Annotated in this window: 19 protein-coding genes; 11 read left to right on the forward strand and 8 right to left on the reverse strand. The window is 68.9% G+C overall.

Features of this window, described 5'->3' with window-relative positions; genetic code table 11:
* Positions 1 to 13 precede the first annotated feature (13 nt).
* The 3 genes from HRJ34_RS05005 to dapA all read right to left on the reverse strand — a co-directional run bounded on the left by HRJ34_RS05005 (position 14) and on the right by dapA (position 2,020).
* Complete coding sequence (locus tag HRJ34_RS05005; RefSeq protein ID WP_011951363.1) at positions 14 to 589, reverse strand: DUF2062 domain-containing protein; 576 nt, start codon at positions 587 to 589, stop codon at positions 14 to 16.
* Between the two features lie 11 nt (positions 590 to 600).
* The gene (gene smpB, locus HRJ34_RS05010; RefSeq protein WP_011951364.1) at positions 601 to 1,083 is read right to left on the reverse strand and encodes an SsrA-binding protein SmpB; all 483 of its coding nucleotides are present in this window, start codon (positions 1,081 to 1,083) and stop codon (positions 601 to 603) included.
* A 61-nt stretch (positions 1,084 to 1,144) separates the two neighbouring features.
* Positions 1,145 to 2,020, reverse strand: coding sequence for a 4-hydroxy-tetrahydrodipicolinate synthase (gene dapA, locus HRJ34_RS05015; RefSeq protein WP_029548507.1), 876 nt, complete (start codon positions 2,018 to 2,020; stop codon positions 1,145 to 1,147).
* 46 nt (positions 2,021 to 2,066) lie between these two features.
* Here dapA and HRJ34_RS05020 point away from each other — a divergent pair, with 46 nt between their 5' ends.
* The 6 genes from HRJ34_RS05020 (at position 2,067) to HRJ34_RS05045 (ending at position 10,103) form a co-directional block, all read left to right on the forward strand.
* Positions 2,067 to 4,115, forward strand: coding sequence for a lytic transglycosylase domain-containing protein (locus HRJ34_RS05020; protein ID WP_208633486.1), 2,049 nt, complete (start codon positions 2,067 to 2,069; stop codon positions 4,113 to 4,115).
* A gap of 290 nt (positions 4,116 to 4,405) precedes the next feature.
* Complete coding sequence (locus HRJ34_RS05025; RefSeq protein WP_011951367.1) at positions 4,406 to 5,851, forward strand: circularly permuted type 2 ATP-grasp protein; 1,446 nt, start codon at positions 4,406 to 4,408, stop codon at positions 5,849 to 5,851.
* Entirely contained in the window at positions 5,851 to 6,786 is a 936-nt protein-coding gene (locus HRJ34_RS05030; protein ID WP_011951368.1) for an alpha-E domain-containing protein, read from the forward strand. The genes HRJ34_RS05025 and HRJ34_RS05030 overlap by 1 nt, the downstream gene beginning before the upstream one ends.
* Before the next feature lies 1 nt (position 6,787).
* The gene (locus HRJ34_RS05035) at positions 6,788 to 7,615 is read left to right on the forward strand and encodes a transglutaminase family protein (RefSeq protein WP_208633487.1); all 828 of its coding nucleotides are present in this window, start codon (positions 6,788 to 6,790) and stop codon (positions 7,613 to 7,615) included.
* A 74-nt stretch (positions 7,616 to 7,689) separates the two neighbouring features.
* Entirely contained in the window at positions 7,690 to 9,570 is a 1,881-nt protein-coding gene (gene sppA / locus HRJ34_RS05040) for a signal peptide peptidase SppA (protein ID WP_029994212.1), read from the forward strand.
* Complete coding sequence (locus HRJ34_RS05045; protein WP_208633488.1) at positions 9,555 to 10,103, forward strand: GNAT family N-acetyltransferase; 549 nt, start codon at positions 9,555 to 9,557, stop codon at positions 10,101 to 10,103. Before sppA ends, HRJ34_RS05045 begins: the two co-directional genes overlap by 16 nt.
* Positions 10,104 to 10,107: 4 nt before the next feature.
* Here HRJ34_RS05045 and HRJ34_RS05050 read toward each other — a convergent pair whose 3' ends face one another.
* A complete protein-coding gene (locus tag HRJ34_RS05050) occupies positions 10,108 to 10,752 on the reverse strand; it encodes a hypothetical protein (RefSeq protein WP_030089642.1) in 645 nt (214 codons plus the stop codon).
* A gap of 116 nt (positions 10,753 to 10,868) precedes the next feature.
* The gene (locus HRJ34_RS05055) at positions 10,869 to 11,495 is read right to left on the reverse strand and encodes a trimeric intracellular cation channel family protein (RefSeq protein WP_011951373.1); all 627 of its coding nucleotides are present in this window, start codon (positions 11,493 to 11,495) and stop codon (positions 10,869 to 10,871) included.
* Positions 11,496 to 11,572: 77 nt separating this feature from the next.
* Here HRJ34_RS05055 and HRJ34_RS05060 point away from each other — a divergent pair, with 77 nt between their 5' ends.
* The 5 genes from HRJ34_RS05060 to HRJ34_RS05080 all read left to right on the forward strand — a co-directional run bounded on the left by HRJ34_RS05060 (position 11,573) and on the right by HRJ34_RS05080 (position 17,530).
* Positions 11,573 to 12,583, forward strand: a complete 1,011-nt coding sequence (locus HRJ34_RS05060) for an arginine N-succinyltransferase (RefSeq protein ID WP_016744438.1) — start codon at positions 11,573 to 11,575, stop codon at positions 12,581 to 12,583.
* On the forward strand, positions 12,580 to 13,854 hold the full coding sequence (locus HRJ34_RS05065) for an N-succinylarginine dihydrolase (RefSeq protein ID WP_208633489.1): 1,275 nt from the start codon (positions 12,580 to 12,582) through the stop codon (positions 13,852 to 13,854). Before HRJ34_RS05060 ends, HRJ34_RS05065 begins: the two co-directional genes overlap by 4 nt.
* Positions 13,855 to 13,923: 69 nt before the next feature.
* Positions 13,924 to 14,928 (forward strand): arginine N-succinyltransferase, encoded by a 1,005-nt coding sequence (locus HRJ34_RS05070; RefSeq protein WP_208633490.1) that lies wholly within the window; start codon positions 13,924 to 13,926, stop codon positions 14,926 to 14,928.
* Positions 14,925 to 16,328: a succinylglutamate-semialdehyde dehydrogenase gene (gene astD, locus HRJ34_RS05075; protein ID WP_208633491.1), complete on the forward strand. Its 1,404-nt coding sequence runs from the start codon at positions 14,925 to 14,927 to the stop codon at positions 16,326 to 16,328. Before HRJ34_RS05070 ends, astD begins: the two co-directional genes overlap by 4 nt.
* Positions 16,325 to 17,530 (forward strand): hydrolase, encoded by a 1,206-nt coding sequence (locus HRJ34_RS05080; protein ID WP_208633492.1) that lies wholly within the window; start codon positions 16,325 to 16,327, stop codon positions 17,528 to 17,530. The genes astD and HRJ34_RS05080 overlap by 4 nt, the downstream gene beginning before the upstream one ends.
* 113 nt (positions 17,531 to 17,643) lie before the next feature.
* On the opposite strand, the gene HRJ34_RS05085 is transcribed toward HRJ34_RS05080, so the two are convergent.
* The 3 genes from HRJ34_RS05085 to HRJ34_RS05095 all read right to left on the reverse strand — a co-directional run bounded on the left by HRJ34_RS05085 (position 17,644) and on the right by HRJ34_RS05095 (position 22,992).
* Positions 17,644 to 18,705 (reverse strand): phytase, encoded by a 1,062-nt coding sequence (locus tag HRJ34_RS05085; RefSeq protein WP_208633493.1) that lies wholly within the window; start codon positions 18,703 to 18,705, stop codon positions 17,644 to 17,646.
* Positions 18,705 to 21,515, reverse strand: coding sequence for a TonB-dependent receptor (locus tag HRJ34_RS05090; RefSeq protein WP_208633494.1), 2,811 nt, complete (start codon positions 21,513 to 21,515; stop codon positions 18,705 to 18,707). The genes HRJ34_RS05085 and HRJ34_RS05090 overlap by 1 nt, the downstream gene beginning before the upstream one ends.
* A gap of 142 nt (positions 21,516 to 21,657) precedes the next feature.
* A complete protein-coding gene (locus HRJ34_RS05095) occupies positions 21,658 to 22,992 on the reverse strand; it encodes a Xaa-Pro dipeptidase (protein ID WP_011951381.1) in 1,335 nt (444 codons plus the stop codon).
* Between the last annotated feature and the right edge of the window lie 20 nt (positions 22,993 to 23,012).

Here is a 23,012-nt window from a genome sequence, read left to right on the forward strand (position 1 = left end):
AGCCTTGTCAGGATCAACCCCGCTCTTCCACCGCCCGCTCGGCGCGATGGCGCTCGCGCAGGTTCCACTTGTGCGAGGTCCAGGCCCGCCAGATGCAGCCCGAGGCGAGATAGCCGACCGCCGCCGTGATCACCGAGATGACGAACAGCCCGATCACCAGCGCCGGCGCCGCCGCCGAGGCGAGCCATGCCGCCCATTCGGCGAGGCTGGCGCCCTGGTTGATCATCGTCATCACCGTGCCGACGTCGACCGTCGAGTGGATGAAGCGATTGCCGACGATGATCGAGAGATAGAGGATGAACGGCGTCGTCGCAGGATTGCTGAGGAAGGTCATCGCCACGGCGATCGGCACATTGGCGCGGCACGGCAGCGCGAGCAGCGCCGCGCCGATGATCTGCAGCCCCGGAATCATCAGAAACAGGCCGACGATCAGTCCCAGCGCCACCCCGCGCGGCACCGACCGGCGGGTGAAGCGCCACAGCGCCGGCTCCAGCACGCGATGGGCGAAGGGCCGCAGCCAGCGCACCTCCTCCAGCGATTCGCGGGTCGGGGCGTTCTTGCGCCACCATCGGCCGATGCTGTCGAACATCCGCCCCGGGCTCAGCCGCGATCGCGCAGCAGGCGCTGCTGCTCGCGTTTCCAGTCGCGTTCCTTCTCGGTATCGCGCTTGTCGTGCAGCTTCTTGCCCTTGGCCAGCGCCAGCTCGACCTTCGCCCGGCCGCGCCCGTTGAAATAGATCGACAGCGGGATCAGCGTCATCCCCTCGCGCGAGACGCCGTTGCGCATCTTGTCGATCTCGCGCGCGTGGAGCAGCAGCTTGCGGGGCCGTTTCGGCTCATGGTTGAAGCGGTTGCCATGGCTGAACTCGGGCACGTTCGAATTGACCAGCCAGACCTGGTCGTCCTTCACCTCGGCATAGCTTTCGGCGATCGATCCCTCGCCGAAGCGCAGCGACTTCACCTCGGTCCCGGTCAGGGCGATGCCGGCCTCGAAGAACTGCTCGAGGAAATAATCGAAGCGCGCCCGCCGGTTCTCGGCGACCACTTTCTTCTTCTCGAACTCTGCGGGACGCGGGCGGGCCATGGACTCAACTTAACGCAAAAGGATCGATTTCGTCTCCCGGCAAAGGGAAACGAGCGGAAATTCAGGCGATGCCGGCGTGCGCCAGCGCCGCGTCGACGGCGGCACGGCTCGCTTCCGACGGCCAGGTCATCGGCAGCCGCAGGTCCGCGGGGAAATCCCGGTAGGTGCGGGTCAGCGCATATTTGACCGGGCCGGGTGAAGCGTCGCTGAACAGCGCGGCGTGAAGCGGGAACAGCTTGTCCTGCAACGCCAGCGCGTCGGCCCAGCGGCCGTCGGCGCAGGCCGTCTGGAACTCTGCGCACAGCCCCGGCGCGACATTGGCGGTGACCGAGATGCAACCGACCCCGCCCATCGCCATGAAGCCGAGCGCCATGTCGTCATTGCCCGAGAGCTGGCAGAAATCGGGGCCGCAATGCTGCCGCTGCGCCGAGACGCGCTCGACCTTGCCGCTGGCGTCCTTGATGCCGACGATGGTCCTGATCCCGGCCAGCGCGCCCAGCGTTTCGGGCAGGATGTCGGTCACGGTGCGCGCCGGCACGTTGTAGACGATGATCGGCAGGGTGCAATTGTCGGTCAGGTGACGGAAATGCGCGATCAGGCCGTCCTGGTTGGGGCGGTTGTAATAGGGCAGCACGACCAGCGCCGCATCGGCCCCGGCCGCCTGCGCCGCCTTCATATGCTCCAGCGCGACGGCGGTGTCGTTCGATCCGCAGCCGGCGATCACCGGCACCCTGCCCTGTGCCTGCTCGATGCAGACGCGCACGACATGGTTGTGCTCCTCGATCGACATGGTCGCGCTTTCGCCGGTGGTGCCACAGGGCACGAGCGCGCTCGATCCTTCCGCGATTTGCCAGTCGACAAAGCCGCGGAACAGTTTTTCGTCGAACGCCCCGTCGCGAAACGGCGTCACCAGGGCAGGTATCGACCCACTGAACATCACGCTCTCCCTTCACCTCGGGCGTCGGCCGCGCCATAATGGCGCAATGAAGCTCGTCCGAGAAACGAATGCGCCCAATAGGTTCGGCTACCCTAACCTGTCCAGCCGCTCCCGCCGTCTTTTTACGGGTCTGACCCTTCTCGCCTCGACCGCGGCGATCGCCGCGACCGTCGCGCCCGAACCGGCGCCCGCGCCGGCGGTCCAGTCGCCCGCGCCCGGCGCGCCGGCATGGCGGAGCGACGTGCTGCAGGGCGTGATCGGCGAATGGCGGCGGCTGCAACAGAGCGATTCGCTGCCGTTCCAGGACTATGCGGCCTTCCTGATCGCCCATCCGGGCTGGCCGGGCGAGAGCGCGATGCGCCGCGCGGCGGAGCGGCGCATCGATCCGAACAGTTATGATCGCGGGCTGGTCGTCACCTTCTTCACCCGCTTCCCGCCGCTGACCGCCGCCGGCCAGACCCGCAATGCCGAGGCGCTCGCCGCCACCGGCCGCATGGCCGAGGCGCGCAGCAACGCCGCCGCTGCCTGGGTGACCAAGGGCCTGAGCCAGGACGACGAGGCGCGGCTGCTCGCCCGGTTCGGCGCCGGCATGACCCCGGCCGATCACGACCGGCGGATGGAGCGGCTGCTGCTCGACCGGGCGACGACGGCCGCCGGGCGACAGGTCGCCAACGTCTCGCCGGCCCGGCGGGCGCTCTACGCGGCGCGGCTCGCCCTGCTGCGCAACGACGCCGACGTCGACGCGCGGATCGCGGCGGCGGGCGACGCGGTCAACCATGATCCGGGCTATATGATCGAACGCGCCCGCTATCTGCGTGATCGCGGCGACAGCATGGCCGCCCGCATCTGGCTCGGCCAGTCGCGCGACCTGAGCGGGCCGCCGTTCGACAGCGCCGCCTTCCTCGACGACCTGCTGAGCTTCGCCCGCGCGGCCAATGCCGACGGCCAATATGATCTGGCGCTGGCGATCGCGAAACATGCCGAACAGGCCTTCCCGCCCGGAACCCGCATCCGCGACCGGCCGTTCGCCGAGCGCGACGACTATACCAGCCTGATGTGGCTGGCGGGCACCGCCGCGCTCCAGAAGCTCGGCCGCTACGACGACGCGGTGACGATGTTCGACCGCTATTCGCGCGCCGCGCAGACGCCGGGGACGCAGACCAAGGGCTGGTACTGGGCGGGCCGCGCGGCGGAACGCGGCGGCAAGCCCGACTGGGCGAAGAGCTACCTCAACCAGGCCGCCGTCCATATCGACCAGTTCTACGGCCAGCTCGCCGCCGAACGGCTCGGCCGCGAGCTGATGATCCCGCCCGAGCCGCCGCGCACCATGGTCCCGCCCACCGAACGCGCCTCGTTCGAGGCGAGCGAGGTGGTCCGCGCCGCCCGCCTGCTTGGCCAGTCCGGCCAGTGGCAGGACCAGACCGCCTTCATCCGCCTGATCGCCGCCAATGCGAAGACCGACAGCGACCATATCCTCGCCGGCGAGCTCGCCAGGTCGATGAACCGCCCCGACCTGGGCGTGATGGTCTCGCGCGCCGCACGGACCAGCGGCACCCCCGATCCGTTGCGAATCGGCTTTCCCGAGGTGCCGGTGCCCCAGGCGATGAACGGCCATTGGACGCTGATCCACGCGATCAGCCGCCAGGAGAGCCAGTTCGACCGCCAGGCGACGAGCCGCACCGGCGCGCGCGGGCTGATGCAGCTCATGCCGGCGACCGCGCGCGAGCAGGCCGGCAAGCTCGGCCTCGCCTATGATCCGGCCCGGCTCGCCGACATCGACTATAACGTCATGCTCGGATCGGCCTTCTTCGACCGGATGCTGACCTATTATGGCGGCAGCTACGTCCTCGCCGTCGCCAGCTACAATGCCGGCCCCGGCAATGTGAACAAGTTCATCAAGGCCAATGGCGATCCGCGCATGCCGGGCGTCGACGTCGTCGACTGGATCGAGGCGATCCCCTTCGCCGAGACGCGCGGCTATGTGCAGAAGGTGCTGGAGAACGCGGTCGTCTACGACCTGCTCAACCCCTCCCGCGCCCGGAGCGCGACGAAGAACCGGCTTTCCTCCTATCTCGGCAAGGCGAAGCCGGGGTGAGATAGCACCACCCCCGTCATTCCAGCGAATGCTGGAATCTCCCTGCCTTCCCGGCAAAGTGCAGGAAGAAGGAATGAGATCCCGGCTTTCGCCGGGATGACGGTTGCTTCAGAGAAAAGGCACAGGAAAAACAACAGCCTACGCCACCACGGAACGCCAATCCATCCACCGCGTTGAATTCGGCACGGGGAGCCGTCCGGCAGCATATCGCCCTTTCCTGCGCAAAGCCCCTTGTGCAGCGCAGCGGAGAGATGCACCATCGGCGCGTCGATCAGGACTAACGGAGCGCTATGGCAGGGGCAGACGCTTTCGACGAGATCCGAGGCAAACCGGGCGACCCGGCCGGACGGCCCGAGTTCGCGCAGCTTCTCGACTGGATAGAAACCACCCCGCCCGCCGAACTCGATCGCCGGCAAAAGGCCGCCGAGGCCGCCTTCCGACAACTGGGGATCACCTTCGCCGTCTATGGCGAGGAGGAGTCCGCCGAACGGATCATCCCCTTCGACATCGTCCCCCGCATCTTCACCGCGCGCGAATGGGCCAGCCTCTCGGAGGGGCTGGTGCAGCGGGTCGAGGCGATCAACGCCTTCCTTGCCGATATCTACGGCCCGCGCCGCATCCTCGCCGACGGCATCCTTCCCGAGGAGCTGGTCCTCGCCAATCCGCAGTTCCGCCCGGTGCTGGCGGGCGCGAAGCCGCCGCACGGGGTGTTCGCCCATATCTGCGGCATCGACCTGGTGCGTACCGGCCCCGATCAATTCTGGGTGCTGGAGGACAATGCCCGCACTCCGTCGGGCGTCTCCTACATGCTCGAGAATCGCGAGGCGATGCTGCGGCTGTGCCCCGAGCTGTTCGAGCAGTTCGACGTCGCCCCGATCGATTCCTATCCCGACGCGCTGCTGGAGACGCTCCAGTCGGTGTCGCCGCGCGGCCGGGGCGCCGATGCGACCTGCGTGCTGCTGACCCCCGGCCATTTCAACTCGGCCTTCTACGAGCACAGCTTCCTGGCCGATTCGATGGGGATCGAACTGGTCGAGGCCGCCGACCTGGAGGTCGACGACGACAAGGTCTGGATGCGGACGATCGAGGGACGCGTCCAGGTCGACGTGATCTATCGCCGCATCGACGACGACTATCTCGATCCGCTGGTGTTCCGCCCGGATTCGCTGCTGGGCGTCCCCGGCATCGTCGCCGCCTACATGGCCGGCAACGTCGCGCTGGTGAACGCGCCGGGCACCGGCATCGCCGACGACAAGGCGATCTACAGCTACATGCCCGAGATCGTGAAATATTATTCGGGCGGGGACGCGAAGCTGCCCAATGTCGAGACCTATCGCTGCCGCGAGCCGCAGGCGCTCCGCTACACGCTCGACAATCTCGACAAGCTGGTGGTCAAGCTGGTCGACGGATCGGGCGGCTACGGCATGCTCGTCGGCCCGACCGCGACCCGCGCGCAGATCGAGGAATTCCGCGCGGCGCTAGTCGCCGAGCCGCACCGCTACATCGCCCAGCCCACCCTCGCCCTGTCGACGGTGCCGACCCTGACCGAGAAGGGCGTCGCCCCGCGCCACGTCGATTTCCGGCCGTTCGTCCTGTCGGGCGGCAAGGGGGTGACGATCACGCCGGGCGGCCTGACCCGCGTCGCGCTGCGCGAGGGATCGCTGGTCGTCAATTCGAGCCAGGGCGGCGGCACCAAGGACAGCCTGATCCTGACCGGGCGGGGGGAGCGGGCCTGATGCTGTCGCGCACCGCCAACTCGCTCTACTGGATCGGCCGCTATGTCGAACGGGCCGAGTTCACCGCCCGGCTGATCGAAGCGACGATCCGGCTCGACGCGCTGTCCGCCCGCCCCGCCGGCCAGGGAGCGTGGGACAGCGCGCTGCTCGTCGCCGCGGCCGACTACGACTTCGGGCTGACCGGCGAGACCCGCTCGCCACTGGCGATCAGCCGCTACCTGACGCTGGCGGCGGCCAATCCCAATTCGATCCGCTCGTGCCTGGACGCGGCGCGCAGCAACGCCAAGTCGGTGCGCACCGCGCTCAGCCGCGACGCGTGGGAGGCGATCAACCGCGCCTGGCTGGGGCTGCGCGGCCGCGCCTCGACCGGGGGCAGCCAGACGACGCTGAGCCTCGTCGAGCAGATCCGGGCCGAGACGCGCGGCTTCGAAGGGGCGCTGCACCGGATGCTGCGCAACGAGGCCTATAGCTTCCTGGGCCTCGGCGCGGCGATGGAGCGCGCCGACAACACCGCGCGGCTGATCGATGTCAAATATCACCTGCTGCTGCCGGAGGGCGAGAAGGTCGGCGGGCTGATCGACCGCGACCAGTGGACGACGATCCTCCACACCGTTTCGGCCAACACCGCCTATCGCTGGCTCTACAGCCAGGGGCTCAAGCCATGGCTCGTCGCCGAGCTGCTGTGCCTGAAGCCCGAGCTGCCGCGCTCGCTGATCGCCTCGTCGGAGGAGGTGATCATGCACCTCAATGCGATCGGCAAGCGCACCGGCCTGCAGGGCGAGGCCGACAGGCTGTCCCGCCTGCGCCACAATGCGCTCGAACGGACGACGATCGACACCATCTTCGCTCAGGGTTTGCACGAATGGCTAACCGGCTTCATCTATGAGAACACGCGGATACACAGCGCCATAGGCCAACAGTTCCGGTTCGGATGAGATGCGGCTCCTGATCCAGCACCAGACCGAATATCGCTATACCGAGCCGCAGGCCCGGGTCGTCCAGCTGCTGCGCATGACGCCGTCGAGCCACATCGGCCAGAACATCGTCGATTGGCGGATCGACGTCGATTGCGACGCGCGGCTGAAGCATTCGACCGACGGTTTCGGCAACATCGTCTCGATGCTCTACCTGGCCGGACCGGTCGAACGGATCGGCCTCCGGGTGACGGGAGAGGTGCTGACCGAGGACCGGGCGGGCGCCGTGTCGGGCGCGATCGATCCCCTGCCCTCCGCCGTCTACCGGCGCGCCACCGAGCTGACCGCGCCGTGCGACGCGCTGCTCGACCTGCTGCGCGACCATGACGGCGCGAACGGCGACGCGCTCAGCCGGATCCATGGCCTCAACAGTGCGGTCTGCCGCCTCTTTCCCTGCAAGGAGCATCGCAGCACCGAGGTCCGTTCGGTCGGCGAGGTGCTGGACGTGCGGTCGGGCTGCAGCATGGACATGGCCCATGTGCTTATCGCGGCGGCGCGCGCCGGCGGCTTTCCCGCGCGCTTCGTGACCGGCTACATCTATCGCGACGATCCCGATTGCGGCCATCGCGAGGCGCCGCATTTCTGGGCCGAGATCGACGTGCCCGAGTTCGGCTGGATAGGGTTCGACCCGGCCAACGACATGTGCCCCAACGACCATTATGTGCGCATCGCCCAGGGACTCGACTTCCGCGACGCCGCGCCGATCTCGGGCGCGCGGGTCGGCGGCGGGCACGAGGTGCTGGCGATCGGCGTCGACGTCAGCCTGTCGCAGGAACAATATCAGGCCTGATCGTCGGGCCACCAGTGGACGGCGGCCCGACGCGCACCTATTTGTGAGCCACGCAAGCTGGATGTAGTCATTTTATGAAGCTGGTTCGGGGGCTCTGGAAACTGCTCGTCGGGATCAAGGACGGGCTCGTCCTGATCGCGATGCTGATCTTCTTCGGGACGCTGTTCCTCGCCTTGTCGATCAAGCCGAACAGCACGCTGCCCTCGTCGGGCGCGCTGGTGATCGACCTCGACGGCACGCTGGTCGAGCAGCCCGCCGAGACCGATCCGCTGACGCTGCTGGCCGGCAATGGCGGGATCGCGCGCGAGACGCGGCTGCGCGACCTCGAACGGGCGCTGCAAGCCGCGGCGGAATCGAACGGCGTCAAGGCGATCGTCCTCGACCTCGACAGCTTCGCCGGCGGCGAGCAGGCGACGATCGCGGCGGCGGGCCGCGCGCTCGACAAGGCCCGCGCGGCGGGCAAGCCGATCCTCGCTTATGCGACCGGCTATGGCGACGACGGCTATCAGCTCGCCTCCCACGCCACCGAGGTCTGGCTCAACCCGCTCGGCGGGGTGATCCTCACCGGACCGGGCGGTTCCCGGCTCTACTACAAGGGGCTGATGGACCGGCTCGGCATCACCGCGAAGATCTATCGGGTCGGCGCGTTCAAGTCGGCGGTCGAACCCTATATGCGATCCGACCAGTCGCCCGAGGCGCGCGAGGCCAACCAGGCGCTCGCCAATGCGCTGTGGTCGACCTGGACGGCCGAGGTCGGCAAGGCCCGGCCCAAGGCCAAGCTCGCCGCCTATGTCGAACGGCCGACCGCGATCATCGGCGAGGCGGGCGGGCGGATGTCGCAGGCGGCGCTCAACGCCGGCCTGGTCGACCGGCTCGGCGACCGCAACGCGTTCGACTCGCGGGTCGCGGCGATCGCGGGCTCGGCCGGCGGCTCCAGCCTCAACGGCTTCAAGGCGATCCCGCTCGATCGCTGGGCGAGCGCGCATCCCGAGAAGTCGGGCGGGACGCCGATCGGCGTGCTGACCGTCGCGGGCGACATCGTCGACGGCGACGCCCCGCCGGGCGCGGCCGGCGGCACCACCATATCGGACCTGCTGCTCGACGAGCTGGGCCGCAAGCGGATCAAGGCGCTGGTCGTGCGGGTCGATTCCCCCGGCGGATCGGTCACCGGCGCGGAGACGATCCGCTCGGCGATCCTCCAGGCGAAGGGGCTCGGCCTTCCCGTCGTCGTATCGATGGGCGGCCTCGCCGCGAGCGGCGGCTACTGGATATCGACCCCGGCCGACCGGATCATCGCCGATCCGGCGACGATCACCGGCTCGATCGGCGTGTTCGGCATCCTGCCGACCTTCCAGGGTTCGCTCGCCAAGCTCGGCCTGTCGGCGGACGGCGTGAAGACGACGCCGCTGTCGGGCGAGCCCGACGTCTTCCGCGGCACCTCGCCGCAGTTCGACGCGATGATGCAGGGCTCGATCGAGGATGTGTACCGGCGCTTCACCGGGCTGGTCGCGCAATCGCGCAAGCTGCCGATCGAGCGCGTCCGCGAGATCGCCGAGGGCCGCGTCTGGGCCGGCGCCACCGCCCGCCAGATCGGGCTGGTCGACGGCTTCGGATCGGTCGACGACGCGATCGCCGAGGCCGCGAAGCTCGCCAAGCTCGACCCCGCCAAGGTGCGCCCGCTCTATATCGAGAAGCCGCTGAATCCGTGGAAGGAGATGATCCGCTCGCTGATCGATCCCGACAATGACAGCAGCGAGGCCGGCAGCCGCACCTTCTGGGGCGTCGTCGCCAACGGCCCGGACCAGGCGCTGGTCGCCGCGCTGGCCAATGCCCGGCGCGTGCTGGGCGGGCCGGCGATCCAGGTGCGCTGCCTCGAATGCGCTTCGGCCGCGACGCCGCCGCGTCCGGCCGATATCCGCGCCGCGCGCAGCCTGCTCGCATGGGCGGTCCGCTGAGAATCCGCGCGGCGCGTTCCGCCGACGCGGAGGCGATCGCCGCGATCTACGCTTATTATGTCCTGACCGGGCCGATCACCTTCGAGGTCGACCCGCCCTCGGCGGCGGAGATGGCGCGGCGCATGACCGACATCCTGCCGCACCATCCCTATCTGGTCGCGGAACTGGACGGCGGCATCGCCGGCTATGCCTATGCGACGCGGCTCTACGAACGCGCCGCCTATCGCTGGGCGGTCGAGGCGACCGTCTATGTCGCCCCCGGCAGCCATCGCCAGGGGATCGGCGCCGCACTCTACCGCGCCCTGATCGCAAGCCTCGGCGAGCAGGGCTTCCGGACGGTGATCGGCAAGATCACCCTCCCCAATCCCGCCAGCGTGCGACTGCACGAAAGCCTGGGCTTCGTATGCGCGGGGGTGCTGGCAAAGATCGGCTTCAAGCAGGGCGGCTGGCACGATGTCGGCATCTACCAGCTCGACCTGGGCGGGCATCCGGTGCCGCCGCCGGAGCCCCGTCCGTTCCTGCCCGCCGGCTGACCGATCAGGCGAAGCGGCTCCGGCACATGCGAGCCGTCTCGGCGGGGGCGCCGAGCTTCGTCATCCGGCCGAGCGCCGCCTGCTTCAGCTCCAGCGTCCGTTCATAGCCGGAGGCGCCGCGCGCCTTGAGCTGGCGGCCGACCGTGCCATCGAGCTCGCGGCGCATCTTGGTCAGCCCGGACAGCTGCTCCTGCGCCTTGGGATCGCTGGTGCTCACCGTCTTCACCAGGAAATCGCCGAGCGAATAGCAGCCCAGTTCGGCGTCGAACTTGCCCTTGGGCAGCTCGATGCCGGCGGTCTTCCTGACCTCGGGATAGGCCTGGTCGCAGGGCGTCACCAGCGCCTGCCACTTGCCGTCGGTCACCGCCTTCTCGACCTCGCCCATCCGGCCGACCACCTCGGACGCCTTCTTGGCGGAGAAATGGTCGTCAGCCGTCGCCGCGAGCATCGCATAATGGAGGATGCGGGTCTGCGCGTCGAAGCCGAGATCGCCCTTCACGTCGGGCGCGTCGGCGCGGGCCGACGCCGCGCTGACGACGGCGCAGGTCGCCGCCCTGTCGATCGGGTCGCCCGGCAAGGCGAGCTGCTTGGGGCCGCAGCCCGCCAGCAGCAGCGCCATGGCCGAAGCCGCGAAAATCCCACCACGCATCACCAAATTCTCTCTCCACCTACTGTCCACGAGTCTACGCACCGTGACGGCTGCGGTTCCTTACCCGTGGGGAATGGAGATGACGTGGAGGTGAACGGCCGGGGCCGGCGCGACGATCAGTCGCGATAGCTCGGCAGGGCGATGCCGCGATGGATCGCCAGTGCCCGCAGCGCGAAGCCGGCCAGCGCCGCCATCCCGGCCGCCGGCAGCAGCGGCGCCCCCAGCAGGGTCAGCACGACGAACAGCCCGGCGGAGAGCGCCGCCGCCGTGACATAGAGTTCGGGCCGCAGCAGGATCGAGGGTTCGCCCGCCAGCACGTCGCGGATGATCCCGCCCAGGCAGGCGGTGAACACGCCCATCGCGGCGGCGCCGAGCGGCGGCACGCCATAGGCCAGCGCCTTCCACGATCCGAACACCGCATAGGCGGCGAGCCCGACGCCGTCGAACCATTCGAGCGCCTTGACCGGCCAGATCCGGCGCGGCGTCATCCACACGGCGAGCGCCGCGAACAGGCAGACGGCGAGCGCGCGATTGTCGTGGATCCAGAACACCGGCGCGCCGATCAGCAGGTCGCGTACCGTGCCGCCGCCGGTGCCGGTGACGGCGGCGAAGAAGGTGAAGGTGACGATCGTCTGCTCGCGCCGCGCCGCCGCGAGCGCGCCGCTGATCGCGAAGATCGCGATCCCGGCGATATCGAGCCAGGGAAGGACGGTTCGCACCATCATGAGGTCGGGCAGCTCCATCGCCCTCCCTTCCTATGCTTTCGGCGCCGGTTCAACCCACCCTTGAAAGCGCGCCGGGAAGGATGGAACATCGTTGCATGTCCGAACCCGACTCCATCCGGATTCGCCCGGTCCGCAACGACGATGTCGACGCGCTGCTCGCGCTCGCCCGGGGCAGCGGGCCCGGCTTCACCAACCTGCCCGCCGATCGCGACATTCTGCGCGAAAGGATCGAGCGCAGCGACGCGCTGCTGGCGGGGGAGGAACTGGGCGGGGCGATCATCCTCGGGCTCGAGGTTGGCGGGCGGGTGCGCGGCTGCGGCATGGTCTTTCCCCGCATCGGCGTCGACTGGCCCTTCTACAGCTACCGGATCAGCTACACGACGCAGCGGTCGAGCATCGACGGCCGGATGGTGCGCTTTCCGGTCCTCACCCTGACCAACGACCTGGAGGATTGCGCCGAGGTCGGCGGACTGATCGTCGATCCGACGCTGCGGCGCGGCGGCTATGGCCGGATGATCGCGCGCAGCCGCTACCTGTTCATCGGCTGCCACCGCGCCGATTTCGGCAAGCGGGTGATCGCCGACCTCCGGGGCTGGCTCGATCAGGGCCGCTCGCCCTTCTGGGACGCGGTCGGCGGCCGCTTCTACGCGATGAGCTTCGCCGAGGCCGACCATATCAACGCGACCACCGGCAACCAGTTCATCGCCGATCTCGGCCCGCGCGCGCCGATCTACGTCAACATGCTGTCGGAGGAGGCGCAGCAGGCGATCGGCCGCGTCCATGACGACGGCCGCGGCGCGCACGCCCTGCTGGTCGAGGAAGGGTTCCGGGACGACGGCTATGTCGACATCTTCGATGCCGGCCCGACGATGATCGCGATGATCGACGACCTCAAGGCGATCCGCACCCTGCACCACGCCAGCTATGCGGGCAGCCGGGACGGCGATCCGCTCCACGATCACCTGATCGCCCATGGCAAGGGTGCCGGTTTCCGCTGCGCCCCCGGATCGATCGAGGCGGCGGGCGGACAGGCGGTGACCGATCCGGCCAGCGCCGCGCTGCTGGGCCTGTCCGAAGGCGACCCGATCGGCTATCTGGCGATATGACCGCTACCGAAATCAATTTCGACGGCCTGATCGGTCCGATGCACAATTATGCCGGTCTCTCCCCCGGCAACATCGCCAGCGCCACCAATGCCGGCGCGATCTCCCAGCCCCGCGCCGCCGCGCTCCAGGGGCTCGCCAAGATGAAGCGGCTGATGGATCGCGGCCTGGTCCAGGGCTTCATCCCGCCGCCGCGCCGGCCCGCCGTCGCCGCGCTGCGAGCGCTCGGCTTCGGCGGCGACGACCGATCGGTGATCGCCCGCGCCGCCGCCGAGGACCCGGTCCTGTTCAACAACGCCTGTTCCGCCTCGGCGATGTGGGCGGCCAATGCGGCGACGGTGATCGCGGCCCCCGACAGCGGCGACGGCCGGGTCCATCTCGTCACCGCCAATCTCGCGACGATGCTGCACCGGAGCTTCGAGGCGCCCGACACCTTCGCGACGCTGCGCACCATCTTTGCCGACCAGCGCCATTTCGCGGTCCACCCCGCCTTGCCCGGCACACGGCATTTCAGCGACGAGGGCGCGGCGAACCATATGCGCATAACCCCGCGCCACGGCGAACGCGGCCTCGACATCTTCGTCCACGGCGCCGCGCGCGGCAGCCGCTTCCCCGAGCGGCAGGCGAAGCGCGCGGGCGAAGCAGTCGCCCGACTGGCCGGCGCGGACGCCTTCCACACGCTCCAATCGCAGGCCGCGATCGAGGCCGGCGCCTTCCACAACGACGTGGTCGCCGTCGCCAACGAGCATGTCCTGCTCGCCCATGCCGCCGCGTTCGAGGATCGCGACGGCCTGTTCGCCGCCGCCGGCCGCGTCGCGCCCGATTTCGTCGCGGTCGAGGTCGACAGCATCGGATTGGACGACGCGATCAGCTCCTATCTGTTCAACTCGCAGCTGCTGACCCTTCCCGAGGGCGGCATGGCGCTGGTCCTGCCGAGCGAGACGCGCGAGAATCCGCGCGTCTGGGCGGCGGTCGAGACCATCCTGGCCGGCAACAACCCGATCAACGAGGCGATCGTCGTCGACGTGCGCGAAAGCATGCGCAACGGCGGCGGCCCCGCCTGCCTGCGGCTGCGCGTGCCGGTCGGCGAGGAAGCGCTGCGGGCGATCGACCCGCGCTTCCTGCTCGACGAGCGGCGGTGGGAGGCCTTGTGCGCGCTGGTCGACCGGCACTGGCCCGAGCGGATCGACGCGGCCGAGCTGGCCGATCCGGCGCTGTGGGCTGCGGCGGGCGCCGCGCACGACGCGCTCGACGCGTTGCTCGCACGGGTTTGAACTCGAACCGCTTATGGCGCACAAGATGAAGATGACATCCCGTCTCAAGACCGCCGCGCGGACCCGCCGATGCTGATCGTCCGTCCCGCCGGTCCCTCCGATCTCGCTTCGCTGATGGAGCTTGCCGTCCTGTCGGGGCGCGGCTTCACCAGCCTGCCCGAGGACGAGGCGACCCTGCTCAACCGCCTGACCCTGTCCGAAGCGAGCTTCAGCGGCGCCATCGCCCCACGCGAGGCGTGGTACACGCTGATGCTCGAGGACAGCGAGACCGGACGGATCGAAGGACTCGGCGGCGTCCGCGCGGCGGTCGGCGTCGCGCGGCCGCATTTCTCGTTCCGGGTGATGACGCTCGCCCAGTTCTCCTCGGCGATCAACACGCGCTTCGACCACAAGGCGCTGGTGCTGGTCAACGAATGCGCGGGCTGGACCGAGGTGGGATCGCTCTACCTGCGGCCCGAGCGGCGCTCGGGCGGCGCCGGCAGCCTGCTCGCCCGGTCGCGCTACATGCTGATCGGGACCGAGCGGCAGCGCTTCTCCGAGACGGTGATGGCCGAGCTGCGCGGCTATTTCGCGCCCGACGGCACCTGCCCCTTCTGGGACGGCGTCGCGAGCAAATTCTTCCGCCTGCCGTTCGACGAGGCCGACCATATGGTGATGTCGACCGACGGCCAGTTCATCCTCGACCTCGCCCCGCGCCATCCCATCTATGTCGAGCTGATCGACACCGCCGCGCAGGAGGCGATCGGCCGCGTCCATATCGAGGGCGAGGCGGCGCGCGCGATGCTCGAACATGAAGGCTTCCGAGGATCGGGACTGGTCGACATCTTCGACGGCGGCCCCACTTATTCCGTGCCGCGCGACAGCATCCGGACGATCGAGCGGACCGAGGTGCTGGCGGCGATGAAGGGCGATCCCGCCGATGCGCCCGAACGGCTCGTCTCGACCGCCTCGCTCAGCGGCTTCCGCGCGATCCGGGCGAAGGTCCGGATCGAGGAGGGCGTCGCGACGCTCGACGGCGGGGCGATCGACGCGCTGCGGCTCAAATCCGGCGAGATGGTGAGGGTAAGGCAATGATGCGGTCGATCGACCCGGCGACGGGACAGGCGATCTGGGAAGGCGAAGAGGTCGCCGTCGCGGCGATCCCGGCGATGGTGGAACGCGCGCGCTTCGCCCTGCCGGGCTGGGCCGACCGCCCGGTCGAGGAGCGGGTCGCGATCGTCGAGCGCTACGCCGCCCTGCTCAAGGAGCGGACCGACGACATCGCCCGCGACATGGCGCGCGAGACCGGCAAGCCGCTGTGGGAGACGCGCGCCGAACTCGGATCGATGGTCAACAAGGTCGCGGTGTCGATCGCGGCGCAGGCCGAGCGCGCCGGATCGCGCCGGGCCGACACCGCCTTCGGCCGCGCGGTGCTGCGCCACAAGCCGCACGGCGTGATGGCGGTGCTGGGCCCCTATAATTTCCCCGGCCACCTGCCCAACGGCCATATCGTCCCGGCGCTGCTCGCCGGCAACGCCGTGCTGTTCAAGCCGTCCGAGGAAGCCCCGCTGACCGGTGAGAACATGACGCGGGCGCTCCACGACGCCGGCGTGCCGGAGGCGGTGTTCCAGCTCGTCCAAGGCGGGCGCGACCAGGGCGCGGCGCTGATCGCCGCCGACATCGACGGGCTGCTGTTCACCGGCGCCGCCAGCACCGGCGCGCATTTCCGCCGGGCGATGATCGACCGGCCACACGTCATCCTCGCGCTCGAACTGGGCGGCAACAACCCGTTGATCGCCTGGGGCGATGCCGAGACATCGGCGGCGGCGATCGTCCAGTCGGCCTTCATCACCACGGGACAGCGCTGCTCCTGCGCGCGCCGCCTGATCCTGCCCGACGGCAGCGAGGGCGACGCGGCGATCGAGGCGGTCCACACCCTCGCCGCCCGGCTGCGGATCGGCGCCTGGGACGATCCCGAGGAACCCTATATGGGGCCGCTGATCTCGGCCCGCGCCGCGCAGACCGCGATCGACGCGGTGGCCGGGCTCAAGGCGAAGGGCGCACGGACCCTGCTGCCCTTCGAGCGGCTCGAACGCAGCGACGCCTTCGTGACGCCGGGCATGTACGACGTGACCGGCCTCGCCGTGCCCGACGCCGAGATATTCGCGCCGGTGCTGCAAGTCGTCCGCGTGCCCGATTTCGACGCCGCGATCGCCGCCGCCAACGACACCAGCTTCGGCTTGTCGGCGGGCCTGCTCGCCGACGATCCGGAACTGTGGCAACGCTTCCTCGCCCGCTCGCGCGCCGGGGTGGTCAACTGGAACCGGCCGACCACCGGCGCCGCCGCCAACATGCCGTTCGGCGGGCTCGGCCAGTCGGGCAATCACCGGCCGAGCGCCTATTATGCCGCCGATTATTGCGCCTATCCGGTCGCCAGCTTCGAAGCCGACACGATCGCGGACCTGACCGGCGAACTGGGTGGGCGGCTGTTGTGATAGAGGCCCACCGCCCTGCCCTCGAAGCGGCCGCGGCCGCCCCGATGCTGGCGCAGGTGCGGCAATGGAGCCTGGTCAACAGCGGGTCGCGCAACCTCGACGGGCTGGCGGTGATGGCGGGCTTGCTGGCCGATGCCTTCGCGGCGCTGCCGGGGGAGGTTGCGCTGCGCGACGCGGTGCCGGGCGAGGCCGTCGATGCGGCGGGCAACGTCCAGCCGCTCGACTATGGCCGCAACCTCCATGTCCGCGTCCGGCCCGGTGCGCCGGTGCAGCTGCTGCTCACCGGCCATATGGACACGGTCTACGCGCCCGATCATCCGTTCCAGACGCTGACCGACATGGACGGCGGCGCGGTGATCAACGGCCCCGGCGTCGCCGACATGAAGGGCGGCATCGCGCTGATGCTGGCGGCGCTCGCCGCGCTCGAAGCCTCGCCGCTCGGATCGCGCATCGGCTATGAGGTGGTGATCAACTCGGACGAGGAGATCGCCTCGCCCGGCTCCGCCGCGCTGATCGCCGAGGCGGCGCGCGGCAAGCTCGCCGCGCTCACCTACGAGCCCTCGTCGCTGCCCGACGGCACGCTCGCCGGCGCGCGGCCCGGCAGCGGCAATTTCTCGATTATCGTCACCGGCCGCTCGGCCCATGCCGGCCGCAATCCCGAGGAGGGCCGCAACGCGATCGTCGCGGCGGCGGACCTGGCGCTGCGCCTGTCGCGCGCGCGGCGCTCGGGGCTGGCGATCAACCCGGCCCGGATCGACGGCGGCGGCCCCAACAATGTCGTGCCCGATCGGGCGATCCTGCGCGTCAACCTGCGCCCGGCCCTGCCCGAGGACCAGGCGATCGCCCAGGCACTGATCGACGATCTGGCAAAGGCGGTCGCGGCCGAGCATGACGTCGCGATCCACGTCCATGGCGGGTTCGGCCGTCCGCCCAAGCCGATCGACGAAAAGGCCGCCCGATTGTTCGCGCTGGTTGAGGAGAGCGCCGCGCTGCTCGGCCGTCCGATCACCCACAAGGCGAGCGGCGGCGTCTGCGACGGCAACAACATCGCCGCCTGCGGCGTGCCCGTCGTCGACACGATGGGCGCGCGCGGCGGCGCCATCCATTCCCCCGACGAATATCTGATCGTCGAGAGCCTGCCCGAACGGGCCCAGCTCTCGACCCTCGTCATGCTGCGGCTGGCGGAGCGGGGAAGCCTCTAATCGTCATCCCCAAGTCGTCATCCCAGCGAACGCTGGGATCTCACTGTTCTTCGTTCAGCAAGCGGGATGGCAGGAAAGGCAGTGAGATCCCAGCGTTCGCTGGGATGACATGCTTATCGCGGCAACCCCAGCGCCCGGACGATGTCGTCCCAGGCGACCAGCTTGAAATTCTGCGCGCCCGCGCCGTTCTGGCCGTCCTGCGCGACGAACAGGCCGCCGGGAAAGCCGGGGCCGAAGTCGCCGGTCATCACCTCGATGCCGTCGGTCTCCTCGGTCGCGCCGACCGTCCCCGCCGCGATGCGGAAGCGGCCGACATAGGCGTCGTCGGCGATCCGGTAGACGGCATAGGCGTTGTCGCCCTGGCTGGAGACCAGCACATAGCCGTCCTTCTCCCCGACCATCGCGATGGCGACGCCCTCGGCATCGGCGACGATGTTCCTGCCGTCGGCCGCCGCGATCTTGACCGGGCTGACGCTGCCGCCAGCCTTCGCGTCGAACTTCCAGAGGCCGACATCCTCCTCCGCGACATAGAGGACGCCGGTGCGATCGTCGGCGGCACAGCCTTCCGACTGGGTACCGAGCTTCATGGTGCGGACGATCCGACCGGACGGCGTCGCGCCGCTCGCGTCGAGCGCGACCTGGTTGATCGTGCCGTCCTTGAGGACGATGAAGGCGTAGAGGCCAGCCACGTCGCGGTACAGGCAGACGCCATAGGCCTCCCCCGCCCCCGCCGGCACCGTGCCGAGCGCGGTCAGCTTCGCGCTCGCCGTGTCGAGCCGGAACAGCGCCAGCTTCGCCTGGGTAATGTCGTTGCGGTCGCTGGCGACGACGAGCACGCCCGTCCCGCCGCCGATCGCGACGCCGTCCTTCAGGTCGACATTGTTGACCCGGCCCGCATCGAGGAAGTCGCGCACCTTGCCGTCGAGGCCATAGAGGTAGAGCCCCGCCTTCTTGTCGGTGCCGACGACCAGGCTCGCGGCGGGATCGGCGGCATTGCGCCAGATCGCGGGATCGTCGGCGGCGTCGGCATTGGCGGTGCCGACGGGCGCGGTCTCGCCGCGCGCCGTCACCGTCGCCGCCGGAGAGGCCAGCGCGATCCGCTGCTCGACCGGCATCTCCTTCGCGGCACAGGCGCCCAGGGACGCAAATGCCGCGATCGTCAGGACCCGCCGCATCAGAAGTTCGCCGTCACGCCGAACTTGGCGGTCCAGCTATATTCCTCATATTGGAGCAGCCGGCGGCGGCCATCGAGGTTCTGATAGGCCAAATAGGGACGGTCGGTCACGTTCACCCATTCGGCGAAGACGCGGATATTGTCGGTGATCCGGTACTTGCCGCTCAGGTCGAGCTGGAAATGGCTGGAGACGTAGCGATCCTCGGTCGGATCGCCGCCCAGCTCGTCCAGATATTTGTCGCGGAAGGTGCCGGCGGCGCGCAGGCTGAGCGGCCCCTTCTCATAGCCGAGCACCAGGTTGAGCGTGTGCTTCGACGAGGCCGGCAGCGGGATGCGGCGCGGATCGGTGATATCGCCGTCGGTGAACACCCGGCCCTTGGCGTCGGTGTAGGTGTAGTTGACCTGGGTCAGCAGCCCGTCGAACGGCGCCGGCAGGAAATCATAGACCTGGCTGTAGCTGAACTCGAAGCCCTTCACCTTGGCCTTGGGGCCGTTGGCATAGGTCGTCGCCTCGTCGAGGATGACGCCGTTATAGGCGACGTCCTGGTTGGTGACCTCGACGACGTAATTCTTGATGTCCTTGTAGAACAAGCCGGCCGAGATCGCGGCGTTCCGGCCGAAATAATATTCGACGGCCAGGTCGGCGTTCCATGCCTTGTAGGGCTTCAGCGCGGGGTTGCCGAACTCGCCCTCATTGTCCTCGATCACCGCGCGCGGCGCGAGGTTCGACAGCTTCGGACGCACCAGGCTCTTGTAGCCGGCGGCGCGGAGCACGACGTTGCGGACCGGCTCGTAGCGGACGGTGAAGCTCGGCAGCCAGTCGGTGTAGCTGCGCTTGAAGCTCTGCGGGGTCACGAAGACGGTGTCCTCATCGACCTCCACGCCGTCATGCTCGTCGCCTTCCTCGACCAGCTCGACCTGGTTGCCGCGGATCTTGTTGCGGGTATGCTCGACACGGACGCCGCCGATGATGCGGACCTTATCGCTGTCCCAGCGGCCGAGCAGGTAGCCGGCGCTGATATCCTCGTCGACGCGGAAGTCGGATTCGTTCGACGCCTGGTCGGTGTCGAACGGGTCGAGCTCGAAATCGGCCATGTTGGTGCGGAAGAAGGGCCGGAAGGACTTCTTGGCCAGCACCGGGTCGATCGACGCCAGGCCGTAATCCTGCTTGCCGAGGAAATCGGCCAGCGTCAGGTCGCCGTTGAAGCCCTTATAGATGTCGAACTGGGCGTTGTAGGTCTTCTTGCGCCAGCGCTGCTTGGCGCCCGCCTGGACGGTGAAGACGCCGCCGTCCATCACATACTCGCGCGAGACGTCGGCCTTGATCGCGAACTCCTCGTCCCGGGCATCGCTCAGCGTGGTGCGCTCGACCTTGTCGAATTCATATTCGCTCGGGTCGAGGAACCGCGCCTGGCCGGCGGTGACGGCATAGCTGGTGAGCTTCGGACGGCTATAGTCGAAGGTCACGCCGAACTCGCCCGGGTCCTCGAACTTGCGCTCGAAATTGACCGGGTCGATCGAGCCGTTCTCGCGTTCGGACGACTTGGCCCAACTCGCCGAATAGGTCGCCTTCCAGGGCCCGGTCTCGGTCTCGCCACCGAGCACGAGCGAGCGGATCTTCTGCGATTCGAAGCGGTCCTTCAGGTCGCGCTGGACGCTGATCTCGCCGTCGTCGGACGCGAAGCTGGCGGTGTTGGCGGTGCTGCTGGTCGGTGCCTCGTCCATCTCGAAGGTCAGCCGGCGGCGATATTCCTGGTCGTCGAACTGGCTGTAGAGGCCCCGCGCATAGAGCTTGGTGCTCTCGCCCACCTTGAAATCGAACGACAGCGACGCGCTGAGCCGCTTGCGGGTCACGTCATAGTCGCGATACTCGACGGTGTCGGCATAGGCATTGCCATTGTCGTCGATGTCCCAGCCGTCCATCTCCATATTGTCGGTCGCGAAGCGGCGCCGATAGTAGGACAGGCCGCCCGACACGCCGACCGCATCGGTGAGCTTGGTCGAGAAGTCGAAGCTGCCCTTGGGCGACAGCTTGTCGGTCAGGTCGTTGTAGCTGCCCTCGGCCGAGACCTTGAACAGGTCCTTCTTGCGGTCGAACGCGCTCGTCGTCTTGATGTCGATCGAGCCGCCGATCGTGTCGGCGTCCATGTCGGGGGTCAGCGATTTGCGAACCTCGATCGATTCGATGATGTCGCTCGAAATCACGTCGAGCGCGACCGAACGGACGTCGGATTCGGGCGCCGGCAGGCGAACGCCGTTGACGGTCGAGGCGTTGAGCTCGGGGTCGAGGCCGCGGATCGAGACGAAGCGGCCCTCGCCCTGGTCGTTGAGGATGTTGATGCCCGGCAGGCGGCGGAGCGATTCGGCGACGTTCTGGTCGGGGAACTGGCCGATCGCGTCGCGGGTCAGCACGCTCTCGACACCGTCGGCGGCGCGCTGGCGCGACAGGGTGCTCGCCTGGTTCGCTGCCTGGCCGATGACGATGATCGAATTGCTCTCGCGGCCGCCCATCGCGATGTCGGCATAGCTGTCGCCGCTCTCCGCCACCTTGACGGTGGTCCGCACCGTGTCGGCACCGATGTAGCGCGCCTCGACCGTGTAGGTGCCGGCGGGCACGTCGGGGAAGCGATAGCGGCCGTCGCGCGACGCCTCGACCGTGCGGCCGAGCTCGACGATACGGACCTCGGCGCTTTCCAGCGCGCGGGTGCCCGACGCGTCGGACACGGTACCGACGATCGTGCCGGCCATCGCCGACGTGGAGAAAAGGAGCCCGAGCGCGATGGCGGCACGGCTCGCACCGAAGAATGTCATGTCTGCCTCCCTGCAGTGTTCGGGGGGCCGACTGACAGCGGCTGATGACAGCAAAGCGACGCATGAGCGTCACTTTCGTTTCATTATCCTTCGCGACGGCCGCGAACCGACCGTTTCAGGGTGCGCCGCAGCAATTTATTTTTCAGCGGGCCGGGTCGGCGCATCCCCAGCTCGACGGCGCCGCGGCGCATTGCTGCGCATCGGCACGGTAGACCGCCCCCTGCTTCATGACGAAGGCCGGTTTCTCGAGCGACCGGACATCGGCAAGCGGATCGCCGTCGACCGCGACGATGTCGGCGTAGAAGCCCGGCGCCACCTGCCCGAGATCCTTCGGCCGGCGGATCAGGCCGGCGCCGGTGACGGTCGCCGCCTGTATCGCCTGCATCGGCGTCATGCCGTAGCGGACCATGATGGCGAACTGCTTCGCATTGTCGCCATTGGGATAGACGCCGGCGTCGGTGCCGAAGCTGAGCTTGATGCCCATCTTCACCGCCTTGCGGAAATTCTCGCGCTGGATGTCGCCGACGTCGCGATCCTTCTGCAGCGATTCCTCGGGCACGCCGTTCTTCTTGCCCTCCGCCTGGGTATAGTCGGTGTTGTAGATGTCCATCGACAGGACGGTGCCGGCCGCCTTGGCCATGCGCAGCCCCTCATCATCGATCAGGCTGGCATGCTCGACCGAGTCGACGCCGGCGCGAATCGCGACCTTGATGCCGTCCGCGCCATGGGCATGCACCGCGACGGGGCGATCATGGAGGTGCGCCTCGGCGACGATCGCGTTCGCCTCCTCCTGGGTATATTGCTGCGCGCCGGGCTTGTCCCCGCGCGAGAAGACGCCGCCGGTGCCGCAATATTTGATGTGGTCGGCGCCATATTTGATGTTGCGGCGGACGGCCGCGCGGACGGCGTCGGTGCCATTCGCCACGCCCTCGCCCTCATGATGATATTCGGGGGCGAGATGATTGTCGTCGCAATGGCCGCCGGTGATGCCCAGCGCCGGGCCCGAGGCGAAGATGTGCGGCCCGGCGATCTCGCCGGCGTTGATCCCGTCCTTCAGCGCCACGTCGGCATAGCCCGACGAGCCGACGTCGCGGATCGTCGTGAAGCCGGCGAGCAGGGTGCGGCGCGCATTGGCGACTCCCGTCACCGCCTGGCGCGGCACCGACAGATGGTAGGATTCATAGGGGCTGACGGTCGGATCGCCGGTGATGTGGGTGTGGGTGTCGATCAGCCCCGGCAGCACCGTCTTGCCGGACAGGTCGATCAGCGCCGCGCCCGCCGGGATCGCCGTGCCCGACGCCGGCCCGACGCTGGTGATCCGGTCGCCGGTGACGATGATGACCTGATCGGTCAGCACGATCCCGCGCGCCGTGTCGATCAGGCGGCCCGCCTTGATCGCGACGGTCCGCTCCTGCGCCTGCGCCTGCCCGCCGCCGATCAGCAGCATCGCCGCCCCTGCCATCCATGCACCACGCATCCCGCTCTCCCTGACTGTGG

It is taken from the genome of Rhizorhabdus wittichii (assembly GCF_017607425.1).
Lineage (GTDB): Bacteria > Pseudomonadota > Alphaproteobacteria > Sphingomonadales > Sphingomonadaceae > Rhizorhabdus > Rhizorhabdus wittichii.

Excerpts from the sequence above, each read along its gene's own strand:
- HRJ34_RS05045 (WP_208633488.1), top strand. The coding sequence starts at position 9,555 with ATGGGCGGTCCGCTGAGAATCCGCGCGGCGCGTTCCGCCGACGCGGAG.
- HRJ34_RS05095 (WP_011951381.1), bottom strand. The coding sequence starts at position 22,992 with ATGCGTGGTGCATGGATGGCAGGGGCGGCGATGCTGCTGATCGGCGGC.
- HRJ34_RS05065 (WP_208633489.1), top strand. The coding sequence starts at position 12,580 with ATGACCGCTACCGAAATCAATTTCGACGGCCTGATCGGTCCGATGCAC.
- astD (WP_208633491.1), top strand. The coding sequence starts at position 14,925 with ATGATGCGGTCGATCGACCCGGCGACGGGACAGGCGATCTGGGAAGGC.
- HRJ34_RS05090 (WP_208633494.1), bottom strand. The coding sequence starts at position 21,515 with ATGACATTCTTCGGTGCGAGCCGTGCCGCCATCGCGCTCGGGCTCCTT.
- smpB (WP_011951364.1), bottom strand. The coding sequence starts at position 1,083 with ATGGCCCGCCCGCGTCCCGCAGAGTTCGAGAAGAAGAAAGTGGTCGCC.
- HRJ34_RS05005 (WP_011951363.1), bottom strand. The coding sequence starts at position 589 with ATGTTCGACAGCATCGGCCGATGGTGGCGCAAGAACGCCCCGACCCGC.
- HRJ34_RS05030 (WP_011951368.1), top strand. The coding sequence starts at position 5,851 with ATGCTGTCGCGCACCGCCAACTCGCTCTACTGGATCGGCCGCTATGTC.
- HRJ34_RS05060 (WP_016744438.1), top strand. The coding sequence starts at position 11,573 with ATGTCCGAACCCGACTCCATCCGGATTCGCCCGGTCCGCAACGACGAT.
- HRJ34_RS05025 (WP_011951367.1), top strand. The coding sequence starts at position 4,406 with ATGGCAGGGGCAGACGCTTTCGACGAGATCCGAGGCAAACCGGGCGAC.
- HRJ34_RS05050 (WP_030089642.1), bottom strand. The coding sequence starts at position 10,752 with ATGCGTGGTGGGATTTTCGCGGCTTCGGCCATGGCGCTGCTGCTGGCG.
- HRJ34_RS05035 (WP_208633487.1), top strand. The coding sequence starts at position 6,788 with ATGCGGCTCCTGATCCAGCACCAGACCGAATATCGCTATACCGAGCCG.
- HRJ34_RS05085 (WP_208633493.1), bottom strand. The coding sequence starts at position 18,705 with ATGCGGCGGGTCCTGACGATCGCGGCATTTGCGTCCCTGGGCGCCTGT.
- HRJ34_RS05055 (WP_011951373.1), bottom strand. The coding sequence starts at position 11,495 with ATGGAGCTGCCCGACCTCATGATGGTGCGAACCGTCCTTCCCTGGCTC.
- sppA (WP_029994212.1), top strand. The coding sequence starts at position 7,690 with ATGAAGCTGGTTCGGGGGCTCTGGAAACTGCTCGTCGGGATCAAGGAC.
- HRJ34_RS05020 (WP_208633486.1), top strand. The coding sequence starts at position 2,067 with ATGAAGCTCGTCCGAGAAACGAATGCGCCCAATAGGTTCGGCTACCCT.
- dapA (WP_029548507.1), bottom strand. The coding sequence starts at position 2,020 with ATGTTCAGTGGGTCGATACCTGCCCTGGTGACGCCGTTTCGCGACGGG.
- HRJ34_RS05070 (WP_208633490.1), top strand. The coding sequence starts at position 13,924 with ATGCTGATCGTCCGTCCCGCCGGTCCCTCCGATCTCGCTTCGCTGATG.